At 63.0% G+C, this 15,096-nt stretch carries 10 protein-coding genes; 6 read left to right on the top strand and 4 right to left on the bottom strand.

The features are described 5' to 3' along the window. The 3 genes from AC1DYM_RS20285 to AC1DYM_RS20275 all read left to right on the top strand — a co-directional run. The coding region (locus AC1DYM_RS20285) for a glycosyl hydrolase family 95 catalytic domain-containing protein (RefSeq protein WP_477341439.1) at positions 1-1,597 on the top strand (1,597 nt) is incomplete at its 5' end. A 330-nt stretch (positions 1,598-1,927) separates the two neighbouring features. Beyond that, the gene (locus AC1DYM_RS20280; protein ID WP_477341437.1) at positions 1,928-3,367 is read left to right on the top strand and encodes an APC family permease; all 1,440 of its coding nucleotides are present in this window, start codon (positions 1,928-1,930) and stop codon (positions 3,365-3,367) included. A 98-nt stretch (positions 3,368-3,465) separates the two neighbouring features. Beyond that, a complete protein-coding gene (locus AC1DYM_RS20275) occupies positions 3,466-4,302 on the top strand; it encodes a hypothetical protein (RefSeq protein ID WP_477341435.1) in 837 nt (278 codons plus the stop codon). Between the two features lie 10 nt (positions 4,303-4,312). On the opposite strand, the gene AC1DYM_RS20270 is transcribed toward AC1DYM_RS20275, so the two are convergent. Next, the gene (locus tag AC1DYM_RS20270; protein ID WP_477341433.1) at positions 4,313-4,885 is read right to left on the bottom strand and encodes a hypothetical protein; all 573 of its coding nucleotides are present in this window, start codon (positions 4,883-4,885) and stop codon (positions 4,313-4,315) included. Positions 4,886-5,059: 174 nt separating this feature from the next. On the opposite strand from AC1DYM_RS20270, the gene AC1DYM_RS20265 reads away from it, so the two are divergent. Both AC1DYM_RS20265 and AC1DYM_RS20260 read left to right on the top strand, forming a co-directional pair. Beyond that, positions 5,060-6,616: a GDSL-type esterase/lipase family protein gene (locus AC1DYM_RS20265; protein ID WP_477341431.1), complete on the top strand. Its 1,557-nt coding sequence runs from the start codon at positions 5,060-5,062 to the stop codon at positions 6,614-6,616. A 122-nt stretch (positions 6,617-6,738) separates the two neighbouring features. Further along, entirely contained in the window at positions 6,739-7,701 is a 963-nt protein-coding gene (locus AC1DYM_RS20260) for an alpha/beta fold hydrolase (RefSeq protein ID WP_477341443.1), read from the top strand. Between the two features lie 47 nt (positions 7,702-7,748). On the opposite strand, the gene AC1DYM_RS20255 is transcribed toward AC1DYM_RS20260, so the two are convergent. Then, on the bottom strand, positions 7,749-8,960 hold the full coding sequence (locus AC1DYM_RS20255; RefSeq protein WP_477341429.1) for a sensor domain-containing diguanylate cyclase: 1,212 nt from the start codon (positions 8,958-8,960) through the stop codon (positions 7,749-7,751). Positions 8,961-9,294: 334 nt separating this feature from the next. Continuing rightward, complete coding sequence (locus AC1DYM_RS20250) at positions 9,295-12,351, bottom strand: TonB-dependent receptor (protein WP_477341441.1); 3,057 nt, start codon at positions 12,349-12,351, stop codon at positions 9,295-9,297. 431 nt (positions 12,352-12,782) lie between these two features. On the opposite strand from AC1DYM_RS20250, the gene AC1DYM_RS20245 reads away from it, so the two are divergent. Continuing rightward, positions 12,783-13,334, top strand: a complete 552-nt coding sequence (locus AC1DYM_RS20245) for a YajG family lipoprotein (protein ID WP_477341427.1) — start codon at positions 12,783-12,785, stop codon at positions 13,332-13,334. A gap of 70 nt (positions 13,335-13,404) precedes the next feature. Here AC1DYM_RS20245 and AC1DYM_RS20240 read toward each other — a convergent pair whose 3' ends face one another. After that, positions 13,405-15,018, bottom strand: coding sequence for a putative bifunctional diguanylate cyclase/phosphodiesterase (locus AC1DYM_RS20240; RefSeq protein ID WP_477341425.1), 1,614 nt, complete (start codon positions 15,016-15,018; stop codon positions 13,405-13,407). Between the last annotated feature and the right edge of the window lie 78 nt (positions 15,019-15,096).

Raw genomic sequence — 15,096 nt, 5'->3', positions numbered from 1 at the left:
CTACATGGATGCGTCGGTCGATCCGTTGAAGCTTTCGATCCAGAAAACGCAGGCGGCAGCGACGCAATCGCCGACCATGCTGCTGCGTACGCACATCGCCGACTACCGTTCCCTGTTCGACACGATGCGTGTCGACCTCGGCGCGTCGACCGACGCACAGCGGAAGATGGACACCTGGACCCGTCTCCAGGCCCGCGCCACGGCAGACGCCCCCGTCGATCCGGAACTCGAAGCGTCCTATCTACAGTACGGCCGCTACCTGACGATCGCCGGATCCCGTGACAGTCTGCCGACCGGTCTGCAAGGCCTTTGGTTGAACAGCAACACGTCACCCTGGATGGCCGACTATCACAACGACATCAATATCCAGATGAACTATTGGCTGCCCGACCGGGCCGGCCTGCCTTCCTGCTTCGAGCCGTTCACCGACTACTGCCTCAGCCAGGTGGACGCCTGGACAGCCGTCACCCGTCAGCACTTCAACGATCCCCGCAACGGCTATCGCAACAGCACGGGCAAGATCGCCGGCTGGACCGTGGGGATCTCCACCAACATCTACGGCGGCGGCGGTTGGCGCTGGCACCCCGCCGGGAATGCGTGGCTGTGCAATAACCTGTGGCAGCACTATCAATACAACCCCGATCGGCCTTACTTGGCGCGCATCTATCCCCTGCTCAAAGGCGCTTGCGAATTCTGGGAGTCACGCTTATTGAGCGTCAGCGTGACCGACCCGGCCACCGGCCTTGCGCGCGATGTCCTGATTGACGATGCCGACTGGTCGCCCGAGCACGGACCGACCGACGCCAAGGGCAACACCTATTCCCAGGAACTGGTGTGGGATCTGTTCAACAACTGTCGCCAGGCGAGCTCGCTCCTGGGCGAGGACGCCGACTTTGCCGCGACGATCGCACGGCTCCAGGCGCGGCTCTATTTGCCCCAGGTCAGTCCCAAGACCGGCTGGCTCGAAGAATGGATGACGCCGGACAGCCTCGGCGAAACCGAGCACCGGCATCTGTCGCCGCTGATCGGGTTCTTCCCCGGCGACCGCATCATCGCCGACGGAAGCCCGCCGGCACTGATCGATGGCGTGACCAGGCTGCTCGAGGCGCGAGGCACGGGCGGCTATGGATGGGCCTGCGCCTGGCGGGCGATCTGTTGGGCCCGACTCGGTGACGCCGAGAAGGCCTACCAGCTCATCCTCACCAACCTGTCGCCATCGAAGAACCACAGCAACGGCACCGCCCAGAACTTCTTTGACATGTACGCCCTGGACGCCAGCACCGACGCCTTCCAGATCGACGCCAACTTCGGCACGCCCGTCGCCATGCTGGAGATGCTGATGTCGTCCCGGCCGGGGCTGATCGAGCTGCTGCCGGCGCTGCCCAAGGCGTGGGCGGCCTCGGGCAGCGTGACGGGTATGGGGGCTCGCGGGGGGTTCCGGGTCGACCTGACCTGGAGCCAGGGGAAGGTCGCTTCGGTCACGGTGCACGGCACCAGCGGGGGCCGGACCCGCCTGAAATGGGGTCGCTGGAGCCGTGAGATCGCCCTGCAGCCGGGCAAGTCGGTCACTTTTACCCTTGGCCCGGGCGAAACTTAAGAACGATTCATAAACCGCCGAGTATAGTTATTTCCAAGGCAGCCGAGAGGCGCCGGTCCCAAGCAGTCTGCGGTTCCCCTGCCGCTTTGCACCGACGGATAACACCAAGAAGCCCATGGACTCCCCTCCGTGGGCTTTTTCTTTGTCCGATGCATCGGAGGTCGTCGACCTCTTCCGACTGCTCGAACTCGTAATAGATGGCTCGTAGAGGAATATCAGTACCGACGTCCCGTCGAGCGTACTGCTTTGTTGTTTCTGTAAGGCCATGGTCGTGCTCGTGGCATACAATCGCCGGCTTTGATCGCGACGTCTTTTGATCCAGGAGTTCCCGTGACCCGTTCGACCGCTGTAAAGCCGCCACGCAGCCATAAGCTGTCGACACAGTTCATCGTCTTTATGGTTCTGGCAGCTGCCGCGCCACTCGCCTCGATGATCGGCAACCTGCCTATTGCCATCTCGCGGGGCACCGGGGCGAACGTACCCGTCGCCTTCCTGATCGCGGGCCTGATCCTCGTCGCGTTCACTACCGGCTATGCCTTCATCGGCCGCCGTGTCGTCAGCACGGGCGCGTTCTACACCTATGTGGCCGAGGGCCTGGGTAAGCCGCTAGGTGTTGGCACTGCGTTCTGCGCGATCATCTCGTACGGTGCGTTCGCCTTCGGGCTCGCAGCGGCATGCGGATACTTCGATGAGCAGGTCTCCATCGCCGTCGGCTACAAGGTCGACTGGACGATCTGCGCCGCGGTGTCCGTCCTGCTTACCGGCATCCTCAACTACCGGTCCATGGACGCGTCGACCAAGCTGCTCGCCGTCATCATCGTCGTCGAGACCGCGGTGCTCGTCGTCTTCGACACCAGTGTCGTCGTCGCGAAGGGCTGGGCCGCCTTCCCGCTCTCGTCGTTTGCCCCGGGCCAGTGGTTGGCGCCCGGTATCGGCGTCTCGCTGATGACGGCGTTCACCTGCTTCGTCGGGTTCGAATCCGGTGCGCTCTATTCCAAGGAAGCGGCCGATCCCGTGCGCAGCATCCCGTTGGCCAGCTACGTCTCGGTCATCCTTATCGGGTCGTTCTACTTGCTGACCGCCTGGATCACAGTCGGCGCGATGGGTTCCGGTGACGTCAAGGCGCAGGCCCTCGCGCACGGTGGCACGCTCGTCCTCGATCTGATCAAGCAGTATGACGGTGAGGTCGCCTCGGACATCGCCGGCGTGCTCCTGTGCACCTCGATGCTGGCGACCTACATCGCCATCCACGCGGCGGCGTCCCGCTACGTGTTTGCCCTGGCCCGTGAGGGCCTCTTGCCACGCATGCTTGGCAAATTCGACGAGGTGCGTAACGTTCCCGTGGCCGCGACCCTGTGCATGTCGCTGGCGACCGTCGTGTGCCTGATCGGCATCGCGTCGACCCGGAACGACCCGTATGCCGCGATCATTCCTGTCCTCATCGGCATGGGGACGCTGGGCATCATTGCCCTGCAAGCCGCTGCAGCGATCGCGATTGTCTTCTACGTCTTCAAGCGCAGGAAGGAAGCGGGGCCGGTCGTTCTCGTCGCTTCAGTCCTTGCCGCCATCGGACTATCCGTCGCCTTGACGACCGTGTGCATCAATTTCACCCTGCTGTCGACGGTCAATACGCCGTTCGTGGCCTGGCTGCCTGCGCTGTACGTCGTTACGCTCGCAGTCGGGATCGGCTTCAGCGTGTGGCTGCGGAAGGCCCGGCCGGCGCAGTATGCTCAGTTGGCGTTGGTCGAGGTGCGGGCGAGCGCTGGTTGATTCGCTAGGTACTTTTTCCGACGGCACAGCCATCGTTTAGAGCAAGGATATTCAGACCCGATCGAGCCACGCCGCAGCATCACCGGAGGAAGGTCGCCATGCCCGCACAGCCGATGACCAAGTTCGAGGCTTTCAGGGACGCTTACCGCGAGGCCAAACGGACGCGCACCCTTGGCAGCACACCCGTCATCCTCAGCGAGGGTGACTCATGGTTTGCCTTCCCGCTCGACAACTTCAACCTGCTCGACGTGGTTACCACCCTCGTGCCCGGCCTCTATCTGCGCCTGGAAGACAACGGCGATGAAGCCGTCCGCATGTTCAAGAGTGGCTCCAGGAACCTGGACCGTATCGGCGAGCACCTGGCGACGTTCAACTTCAATGCCGTGCTGATCAGTGCGGGCGGCAACGATATTGTCGGTGAGCATCTCGAGGGTGTCTTTGCAGGCAAACCAACCCTGACGCCGCAGACAGCGGTGGACCTCGTCAAGGCGGCCCGATTCGCTGTCGTCCGCCAAAGCTATGAGAACTTGATCGCCGTGGTCCGGGATAAAGGCAAGGGAAAGGTCCCGATTCTCGCCCATACCTACGACTACCCCGTGCGGCTGGGCGTCCCGGCGAAGCTCGATCTCAAAGGCATCGGGCTTATCGCCCTGCTGGTGTCCAAGGTCGGTGACTGGATCGGCAGCTATGTGCAGGCGGTGCTCCCGGCCAGAACGGACCAGCTCGAGTTTGTGCGTCTCCTTCTCGACGCCTTTCGGGACGAGATCCTCGTTCCGCTCAAGACGGCGAACCCCGGCCTCTTTGATTTCTGTCCACTGCTCGGCACCTTGGGCCCGGACCCCACGCTTTGGCACGATGAACTGCATCCTTCGGATGCGGGGTTCCAGGAGCTCGGCCAGAAGTTTGCCGCGCAACTAAGACATCTCATCTATTGAGGAGCGCCGTCTACTTCGCATTCAAAGCGTCGAGATGCGCCTTCGTCTCGCTGATCGTCGGGATGCCCAAAGCCTCGCGCTGAGCCTCCGAGACGGCCGTCGGATCGGTCGGCGAGAGCTCCCATTTGCCGGTGGCCTTGTTCTTGAAGAACTGAGTTCCATACCACTGCGGCTTGCCACGCTTGACCAGGATCCGGTCCCACGCCTGCGCCGTCAGAACCTTCGCGTCCTTGTTCGAGCTATCCAGCCGGGTTGCCGTCGTCGCAAGCGCCAACGCCAGCTCCGTGTCTTCGACCTTGTCGCCGTGCTGGAAGATGAGAGCCGCGTTGAAATAATCATCAGCGGTGCGAACGTCGCCTGCCTTGAGGATTTCTGTCGCGCGACGTTGCCGAGCGACGTCGTGCTTTCCCACCACGTCCCAGTCGATCGTGTTGGAGCCCGGCGACCGGTCCGCCTGATCTGCCTCTTCGAGCTTTTTCAACTCCATGTTCGTTGATGCGGCGAGGCATGCGCCGAAGGGAACAACGGCAAGCATCAGGCCAAGCGTCAGGCGGCGGAGAGTTGACTGGCGGGCGAAGCTCATAGGCATTTGGACCTCGTGTTTTGAATCGGCCGAAACATGACAGGTGAGCGCCAAGTCTCGCGTGGCGTCCAGGTCGTGGCAAGCGGCATCAAAATCTGTGAACCCGATTGCAGGCAGCGAAGGACGGCGATGGCACGATGCCCCTCCCTTCCCCGCATCCCCGCAGGTTTCCTCATGGCTTCGTCCTCATTCAAGATGCTAGTAACAGCCGTCGCACTCGCGGTGTCTGCAAGCTCAGTCAGCGCGACCAATGTGCTTGATCCTTGGGTCGGTACCTGGGGCGTCGCTCCGCAGTCTTACTCAAGCAACACGTCGCCCACGGGCAAGACGCTCCGGCATATCGTCCACACCAGCATGGCGGGCACTGCGTTACGTGTGACGGTGTCGAACCTCTATGGCACCACGCCGCTGACCTTGTCGGATGTGCATGCCGCCCTTCCGACGTCTGGCTCCTCGGTCGACCCTGCCACCGACCATGTCCTGACCTTTGCCGGGAACACGACAGTCAGCGTTGCGCCCGGCGCCACGGCCACCAGTGACGGCATCGACTTCCCGGTACCGGCAACGGCAAACGTCGCGGTGAGCTTCTACGTGCAGCAGGCACCCGCCGCCCTGACCGGTCACTCCTTCAGCCAGCAGGACCGCTATGAAGCAAGCGGTGACGTGAGCGGCCAACCGGTGATCTCGGCGCAGGCCATCGGTGACTACGAGTTCCTGACCAACGTCGACGTCCAGAACCCGACGACACGGGGCGCCGTGGTCGCGATCGGTGCATCCATTACGGATGGGTACGCGTCGACCTATGGTGCAAACCACCGTTGGCCCAACCGCCTCGCGGAACGGCTGCAGTCCGCCGGTATCAACGTGGGTGTCATCAATGAAGGCATCAGCGGTAACAACCTGTTTGCCGACGGCTCCGGCGAGAGTGGCCTCAAGCGCTTCGACCGCGACGCACTCGGACAGGCAGGCGTGCGCTGGGTCATCTTCTCCGACGATCCGCTCAACGACCTCGGTAACGGCAATCCGCAGGCGACGGCAGCCAACGTCATCGCCGCCCTGCAGTCCTTCATCGACAAGAGCCACGCGAAAGGCGTGCGCTTTGCCTGCTCGACGCTGACACCGTGGGAAGGTTCCTCGAACTGGACCGCCACCCGCGAGGTCGTACGTGGCGACATCAACGCATGGATTCGGGGCAGCACGTCGACCTGCGACGCCGTCATCGATCAGGACGCCGCCACGCACGACCCCGCGCACCCGACGGCCTTCCTCCCCGCCTTCGACTCCGGCGACCACCTGCACCCCAACGATGCCGGCTATGCCGCGATCGCCGGCGCGGTCAACCTCGCACTGTTCACCCCGGTCAGTCTTTCGACCGTCACGGCGCCGACCGGCTGCGGCAACTTCCAGCCAGGCAATGGCCTGCTGCCCAACCAGGCCATCCATTCCTGCGACGGACGTTTCACCCTCATCCTGCAGGGCGACGGCAACCTCGTTCTGTACAAGGAACCGGGCATTCCCCTATGGGCCGCCAACACGGTCAACCAGGACAGCGCCCAGCTGGAGCTCACCCCATCCGGTGACTTCATCGTCTACGGCAAGCTCGGCGAGCAGCTGTGGCGTTCGGGGAACGCCGGCCAGACGGCGGCGCAGGCGTTCCTGCAAGGCGATGGCAATCTCGTTATTTACGGGCCGACGCAGGCCGTGTGGGCGTCGAATACGGCCGGTCAGTAACAACCGCGATTGAACCGTGCAAGGCGGACATGCAAGACCCTCGAAAGAGGGTCCCATAAAGTGCTGCCTCCACCAGGAGAATCCCAATGACCGACTCACACGATCCAAGCCTCAAGAACCCCATGTCGCGCCGCAGCTTCGTCGCCACAGCGGGCCTCGCCGCCGGCACGCTGGTAGCCGGAGCCGCTGTCGCCGCGGAAGGCGCCGCGTCGAAGGGTGCCGCTGCGGCGGCCAAGCCGGCCTCCGGGAAGAAGCACGCCGAGTCGGCGATTTTCACCACCAAGGACGGCGTCGAGCTTTACTACAAGGATTGGGGCACGGGCCAGCCCATCTTCTTCCACCACGGCTGGCCGCTGACGTCCGACGACTGGGACGCCCAGATGGTGTTCTTCCTGGCGAAGGGTTACCGCGTCATTGCTTATGACCGTCGCGGCCACGGCCGCTCGACCCAGACGATCACGGGCAACGATATGGACACCTACGCGTCCGATGTCGCCGAACTGGTCCGCCACCTCGACCTGAAGAACGCGGTGCATATCGGCCACTCCACCGGTGGCGGCGAAGTCGCCCGTTATGTGGCCCAGCACAACGAAGGCCGCGTCGCCAAGGCCATCCTGGTCAGCGCCGTCCCGCCGGTCATGGTCAAGTCGGCCTCGAACCCGGGCGGCCTGGACATCTCGGTGTTCGATGATCTGCGCAAGCAGCTCGCCGCCAATCGCGCGCAGTTCTATCGCGAAGTGCCGATGCCGTTCTACGGCTTCAACCGCCCGGGCGTCAAACCCATCGAAGGCACCGTCAACAACTGGTGGCGCCAGGGCATGATGGGCGGCATACAGGCCCACTACGATTGCATCAAGGCGTTCTCGGAGACGGATTTCACCGCCGATCTGAAGAACATCAAGGTGCCCTCGCTCGTCATGCATGGCGACGATGACCAGATCGTCCCGTACCAGGATGCCGGTGTTCTCTCAGCCAAGCTCATTCCGGGCGCGCAGCTGAAGATCTACAAGGGCTACCCGCACGGCATGCTGACCATCCATGCCGATGAGCTCAACAACGACATGCTCGCCTTTATCAAGGCCTGAGTTTGCCGGGGGACGGCGTCCGGTCGGGCGCCGTCCCTGCGCAAGATTCACGGCGCATGGTCATCGACTCGCCGTTGCCTGCGCACCGTGTACAACGCCCGGTCGGCTTCCGCCAGCGTCGCCTCAATCGGTACCCCAGCCGTATGCATGGCGCACCCCGCTGTAAACCCGCACGGGGCCGCATGCGCATCGTGGGCCAAACGCGCCGCCAACGCATGCGCCTGGTCCAGTCCGCTCGCCGGCAAAATGACGAGGAACTCGTCGCCACCCAGGCGGACCACGTAATCCCCGGCACGCACGTGGCGCTGAAAGAACTGTGTCATGGCAACCAGCACTTCGTCGCCACGCTGGTGGCCGAAGGTGTCGTTGATGGCCTTGAACTTGTCCAGGTCCACGGTCACGCATGACCAACCGGATTGGTTGCCCGCGCTTTCAAAGTACTGCGCGAGAAAACGCCGGTTGTAGCATCCCGTCAGCGCATCGCGGATGGACCACTCGCGCAGGCGATGCTCCTGCAGCACTTGCTCGGTGATGTCCTGCGCGTGGCCCAGCACCTGCGACTGACCGTCATGGGTATCCACCACGTTGTGGTATTGCCAGACGCGCTGGCCACCGTCCCGCGCATGGAAGCGGAGACGTCCCGCGTCGGTACCCCGTGCCTGGATACGGGCGAGATAGTCGGGCACACGGGTCGCATCGCGAGCCATCATCAGCTCGCCCAAAGGCAGACCCACAAGCTCTGCCTCTGCATAGCCCAACGACAGGCAGGCGGCCGGGTTCACTGTGAGCAGTCGACCTTCCAGATCATGGGTGCAGATCAGCCCGAGGCTGTAGGTAAAGAGGTTCCGAAATCGCCGTTCGCTGGCGATCAAGGCATCGATATCCCGGCGCCGCTCCGTAATGTCCTGAAACGCACCGATCAATCGCGAGGGCCTGCCGTCACGCTGCTCGACCGCACCATGGGCCCGGACCCAAATCTGCCGGCCGGTGGCGGTGGTCATCGGCAACTCCAGGTCCCAGCCTTCGCCCTGCTCGATGCCACGTAGCACGGCCGCTTCGAGCACGGTGCGCACCGCCGGCGCGTAATAACCGATGGCCTCGTCGAGCGTGGGCTGATGGTCGGGCGGAAGGTCGTGGATACGGCAGGTCTGCGCCGTCCAGCGCAGGGTGCTGGTCGCCAGGTCCAGCTCCCAGCCACCGACGCCAGCCAGCTGGCCAATGTGGTCGAGTAGGTCGAAGGCATTCGGCGGCTCAGACATGGGGAACTCCGGCGGGTCCGCCCAATAATGCAACAAAAAAAAGGCCACCTGTGGGAGCAGGCGGCACTGGGGAGACGCGTTGTGCCCTCGCAGGGCATTTCTCGTTATTAGGCCAAGCATTCAGACGCGGCACTCGGTCGAAGGATTCGATAATGCCTCCGGCCCAGCGTCCGCGATATAGGAAATTGTCGATGGGACGGTCCGTCCGAATCGGGCCCCGAGTCAGGGGCGACAACATCACTCGTCCGGCGGGACGAGAGATGCTCTACGACGCGTTGCCTTCGCCAGAATGAAGAAAACAAACGCGCCGTAGAGCGATCAACAACGTTCGAGCTTAGAAGTCGTACGTTGCGGTCAAGCGCGCATAACGCGGGGTCTGGTAGTACTGACCCAGATCGTAGTTGTTGAGCACGGTCTGCGACGAGGCTTCGTAGGTCGAGAACGAGTTAAGCGGCTTGCGCTCGTTGCTGACGTTGAAGATCGACAGACCGAAAGCGAGCCTGTTCTCGAAGTACGACGGACGGTAGGTCACCGCCAGATCAAGCTGCTTGTACCACGGGTTGCGCGTCTTGCCCGGGGGCGACGGCAGGCCATTGCAGTTGTGGTACGCCGAGCCGTAGCCGAGCGGATCCGGATCGGCCTGGCCGTCCAGATAGCCGAGGCACGACTTCGGAGCACCCGAGGCCAGACGCAGATTACCGGAGACCAGCCACTCGGGAGCGATCTGGTACGCGCCGTACGCCTTCAACTGATGCGTACGGTCGTTCGCCAGCAGGCCGTTCGAGTTCTCCATCAGCAAGGCCGAATCCCAATCCTGCGTCTTGGAGATGTCGGTCTGGCCGATGTCGGACTTGGTCTGGCCTTCGGTGTTGCCGTAGCTACGCGAGAAGGTGTAATCGATGCGACCCTGCCACTTACCGTTGAACGGATGCTCGAGGTACATGTCGAGGGCGTAGTAGGCGCGCTTGGCCTTGTCCGCGAAGCCCCAATCGTCCTTGCTCATCTTCACTTCGGTACGACCGATGCCGTTGGCATTGGCGAGGCTGAAGGTGTTGGTGAAGCCCGGGTTGAAGATGACGCAGCCCGGAACCGTCACGGAGTCCGGATCGATGCCTTCAGCGGTCAGCTTGTCGCCGATCTTGCCGGTATCGCAAACGTCATCGATGGCGGTACGCAGGCGGCGGAGCGTGAACTTCGCACCGGTAACCCACTCGCTGCCGAGCATCTTGTCGAAGCCGACGATGCCTTCGTCCTGGTACTGGCTCTTCAGGTCGCGCGCAGTGACCGACTCTGGATCGACCGGGTTGCCGAACTCGCCATCGGGCGAGGTCAGACCACCACCGAGCGACCGGAGGCCGGTCGGAACGCCGAACTGGTCGATACCCGAATACGCGAAGTATTCGCGGGTATAGGTCGACGGCGACGCACCGCGAACGGCAACGTTGTTCGGCAGCGCGAGGTAGTAGCGACCCAGGTTGGCGTAGAGCTTCAGGGTCGAATCACCGAACACGTCCCACGAGGCGCCGAGGCGCGGGGCCCACTGCGCGGCATTGTTGACGTACGACCGGCCCTGATCGTTGAAGTTCTTGAAGCGATCGTTGCGGGCGCCGATGCTCAGCAGCACGCGATCGGTGACCTGCCAGCGATCTTCGAGGTACTGGGCCCGCTGGTCCAGCGACATGCTGGTGACGGTGCTGAAGACCTGCTTGTAGAAGTAGTAGCCATTGCCACCCGGGGCACCCACGCCCTGCGACACCGAGATCGGAACGTCCTCGTTGCCCGCCGACGCCTTGCGATACCGCACCTCGTAGCCGGCACCGCTCGGCGACGTGCCTTCGCTGTTGGCATCGTAGTGCATGTTGTCGATACCACCGGCAAGGTGGTGATCGCCAACCTGCCACTCGAGATCGAGACGCAGGCCGCGCGTCTTGCTGCCCGCATCGGGATTCTGCGAATCGGGCGACGAGTTCAGGTTAGTGCGCGGGGTGCCGCCGGTGATGGCGGGATCCTCGAGATCCGGGCGATCCAGGTAGGGCTGGAGACCGAGTTCCGGCGTCGGATTGCTCAGGTAATCCTTCGTCCAGTTCTTGCCGTACGTGGCCGTCAAGGTGACGTCGTCGGTGATGTACGAGGTGTACTTGGCGATGGCGTACTTCGACTCGAGCTTCGACGTGTCGGCATTGGCGCCGGTCGGGCCGGTGCTCGAACGCGTGTCGTAGTCGTAGCCGGTGTAAACGCCGCGCTGCTCGTCGTTGGAATGGATGCCGGTCAATTCAAGGATATTGCTATCGTTGATGTTCCAGTTGAGCTTGGCGTAGTACTTGGGCAGGTTATACGTGTAGTGGTTGGTTGCGACCGGGTTCGCCTCGACGGACGCGGTGCTCTCACCCTCGGACTTCTCTGCCTCGGCAGCGACGAAGAAGAACAGCTTGTCCTTGATCAAGGGACCGCCGACGTACGCGGAATACGTGGTCGTCCACTTGGTGTTGTCCGCGCGGCTACGGTAGATCGTACCCGCCGACTCAGGCGACTGATAACCGTAACCCGCGGGAAGCGTGTTGTTCTTGTAGTAGATGCTGCCGGGGGCGGACGAAGCGAACTTCGGCTCCCACAGCACCTGGGCACCGAAATGCCAGTCGTTCGTACCGCTCTTGCCGACCTGCGAGATCACGCCACCGTCGGAGCGACCATACTTGGCGCTGTAGCCGCCCGTATAGACTTCCTGCTGATCGATCGCGCCGTACGGCAGGCCGACGCCGCCGAGGTTGCGATACGGATCGGACGAGTTGTAGCCGTTGATGTAGTAAGCGTTTTCCGAAGCGCCGGAACCGCCAAACGACACCGTACGATAGCGGCCATTGCCGAGGCTGCTGTTGCCCGGGACGGCACCCGGTGCGAGCAGTGCGATGGCTTCGGCGTTACGGCCGAGCGGCAGACGGGCAAGCGTCTCGGACGTGATCACGGTGCGCGAATCGACAGCCGTAGCGTCGATCGGCGGCAGGCTGTTGGCGGTGACCGTGACGGAGTCGAGCGACTGCGCTGAAGCAGCCGTGGCGGCGCCCGCGAAGGACACGTCGGTGGTACCTCCGACCTTGATCTGGACGTCCTTGCGCGTATCGACGACGGCACCGTCGCGCTTCATGGCAACGGTGTAGCTGCCCAGCGGTAGGTTGCTGATGCGGTAACGGCCATCGGCATCAACCGGAACCTCACGGCTGAAGCCCGTGTCGCTGGTGGCAACGACGGTCTCGCCAGCAGCGGCCTGGACCTGACCGAAGATCGCGCCGGTCGTCGCCTGAGCGAAGACCGTACCCGTTGCCGTCATGCCCAGCGCAAGCGCGACAGCCAGCACCGACGGACGCATACGAATGCGCCGCTCTGAATTCAACAAATGCATTGCTAATCCCCCGAACTTGGCCAAGGTGGCCAAAAATGGCTCTCAGATGTGCCCCTATCCAACGCACTCTCACGGTCAAGTCTTTAGGCGCTGCTCCCCCGAGCGAGCACCCCCCACGCGTCAGAGAGGGACGTAAATGCGGCGGCACGGTGACGATTGCATTACGGAACCTTAACCATGCGCCGGTCGCAAGATTAGGAGGCAAGAACGCGCGATGTCAACTTTATTTCGTGACGAGCAATTCGCAAGAAAATACGTTTCTGCAAAGGAGTTAACCGCGGTGGTAGCTCGGCGACAGCGGCGCTCTCAACGGTTCGTTTTTTCTTTCCTTGGCAACTTCCCGACAGGACGCCGTTTCTGCTAGCGTGCGCAAACTTTTCATGGAGAGGGGGGAAGCAGTGATGCAAAAGCTAGCGTTGGGGTTGATGATTTTGCTTCTGAGCGGCTGTGCTTATAACAAGCAGATGGTCACGCTCAATCCGACGGTCAAGGTGCAGAAGTCCGTCGTGGGTTCAGGGGTTACGGTAGCGTTGAAGGTCGTCGATGACCGTGCGAACACGTCGCTCGGTCACCGGGGCAACGTTYACGGGGCAGCGGCGGAAATCACGACCAACCAGGATGTGGCGCTGCTGGTGCAGGACAGGATTCGGCAGGGTCTCGAGAGCCAGGGCTATCGTGTCGTCGCTGCCGGAGCGTCAGCCGACCGCCAGCTTTCGTTCGAGCTTCGCGACCTGACGTATTCGACATCGCAGGGATTCTGGACGGGCGGCATCGAGATCGCCGGCGCCCTGAAGACCGTGGGTAGAAGCGGATCGAGCAGCTATGAGCAGCTCTACCGCGTAGACGACAAGCAACGCGTCGTCGTCGTTCCCACCGCCGAGACCAACGCGGGATGGATGAATACAGCCCTTTCGGAATTGCTGCAGAAGGTATTCAGCGATACCGCGCTCGATCATTTCCTGACCACCGGAACCTGATGGCTTAACGGCAAAGGGGGCGGCGTGCTGGAGACGCACCCGCCCCTACGTTGCGTTCAACCCAGAGAAGTCAGAGCGCCTCGCGGACGTGCTGGTCGACCGACGATCGCTCGTTTACCAGTGACCGGGATCCCGCCAGGCTGAGCGCCCTCGCATCCTCAACCGTCATCGCCGCACTGAAGTAGAACCCCTGGGCGTCATCACACCCCTGCCGGACCAACGCCTGGCGCTGCGCCGCATCCTCGACCCCTTCTGCAGTCACCTTCACGCCAAGGCCGTGCCCGAGCCCGAGGAGCGCACGAACGATGGCTGCGCTTTCTGCTTCGGTGTCCATCGCTTCGACAAAGCTACGGTCGATCTTGATGCGATCGACCTTGAAGTTGCGCAGGTGATAGAGACTCGAATAGCCCGTACCGAAATCGTCGAGGGCGATGCGAACGCCCTTCTCCCGCAGACCGGATAGCGCTGCCTGCGCCGCCTGGAGGTCGCGGACGAGCGTGTTCTCGGTAATCTCCAGCTCCAGCCGGTTCGGTGCCAACCCGGTTTCCGAGAGAATACCTTCCACCGTCTGCGCAAAATCCGCCGAGTGCAGCTGGACGGGCGACACGTTGACGGACACCGTCTCGCCACCGGCCCACGTCGCCGCGTCGGTGCACGCCTGGAAGAGCACGTTCCGACCGAGAGCCACGATAAGCCCGCACTCCTCGGCCACCGGAATGAACCGCTCGGGAGGAATGTCTCCCCACTCGACATGGTTCCAGCGCGCGAGTGCCTCGAACCCTGTGAGTTCGCCATTAGCGAGGTCGACCTGCGGCTGGTAATGGACGGCGATCTCGCCCGCTGTCACGGCACGTCGAAGCTCGGACTCGAGATGGGCACGTTCACGGACCTGCGCGTCCATCTCTTCCTGAAAGAACCGTACGGTCGAGCCACGTTCCGACTTGGCGCGGTAAAGAGCGATGTCGGCCTTTCGGACAAGCTCGGTTCCGCTGTCTGCGTCCTGGGGGAACAAGGCGATACCTATACCCACCCCGACCAGATGCTCCGTGCCGCCCACCGCGATCGGATGGGCCAGCGCGTCGATCATGCGCAAGGCGATGCCCGCCGCTTCTTCCGTCCCGAAGAGCTGGCTCGCCACGACCGCGAATTCGTCACCGCCGAGACGGGCAACGATGTCCCCCTGCCGCACCGCCGCGGCCAGACGCGTCGCGACGACAATGAGGACCTCGTCGCCTACCGGATGCCCGTAGACGTCGTTGATCGCCTTGAAGCGGTTCAGGTCGATCATGAGCAAGGCGTGCAGTCGCCGGGCGCCAGGCGGCGAGGCAATGGCCTCGCTGACCGCATCGTCGAACCGGCGACGGTTGGCCAATCCGGTCAGTGGATCCTTGAAGGCGAGTTCGCGGGCATGAGCCTCGGCGGTGGTACGACGGTCCACTTCGCGCTGTTGCATCTGCATACGACGTCGGGCGACGAAGACGAAGGCACCAAGCACGAGCGCGATGGCGACAACCTCGGATAGCTCAAGCAGACCCGCGGCCCCGGACGACATACCGACATGGCGCAGCAGTTCGTACTCGACGCCGAGAAAGACGAGAAGCGCGCCGATGGCGCCGAGAACCAGCCCATCCCACAGAAGGAAGCGGTTGCGCATGACCCAACCCCCGACGGTACCTGAGTTCATGGTCGTCCTTCCGTGCGGTAGGAGTGTGAAACCGAGGACGTACGGGGTRCATTGTGCGGGAAGCGCCGCGGGCGCGGC

It is taken from the genome of Luteibacter sp. P1_D3, assembly GCF_056406135.1.
The sequence above is the reverse complement of the archived record's forward strand: the minus strand, read 5'-3'. Positions and strand labels throughout refer to the sequence as shown.

What these genes read in the sequence shown, in the direction of transcription:
- AC1DYM_RS20275 (WP_477341435.1), top strand. Translation starts at nt 3,466, where the DNA reads ATGCCCGCACAGCCGATGACCAAGTTCGAGGCTTTCAGGGACGCTTAC.
- AC1DYM_RS20270 (WP_477341433.1), bottom strand. Translation starts at nt 4,885, where the DNA reads ATGAGCTTCGCCCGCCAGTCAACTCTCCGCCGCCTGACGCTTGGCCTG.
- AC1DYM_RS20265 (WP_477341431.1), top strand. Translation starts at nt 5,060, where the DNA reads ATGGCTTCGTCCTCATTCAAGATGCTAGTAACAGCCGTCGCACTCGCG.
- AC1DYM_RS20260 (WP_477341443.1), top strand. Translation starts at nt 6,739, where the DNA reads ATGTCGCGCCGCAGCTTCGTCGCCACAGCGGGCCTCGCCGCCGGCACG.
- AC1DYM_RS20255 (WP_477341429.1), bottom strand. Translation starts at nt 8,960, where the DNA reads ATGTCTGAGCCGCCGAATGCCTTCGACCTACTCGACCACATTGGCCAG.
- AC1DYM_RS20240 (WP_477341425.1), bottom strand. Translation starts at nt 15,018, where the DNA reads ATGAACTCAGGTACCGTCGGGGGTTGGGTCATGCGCAACCGCTTCCTT.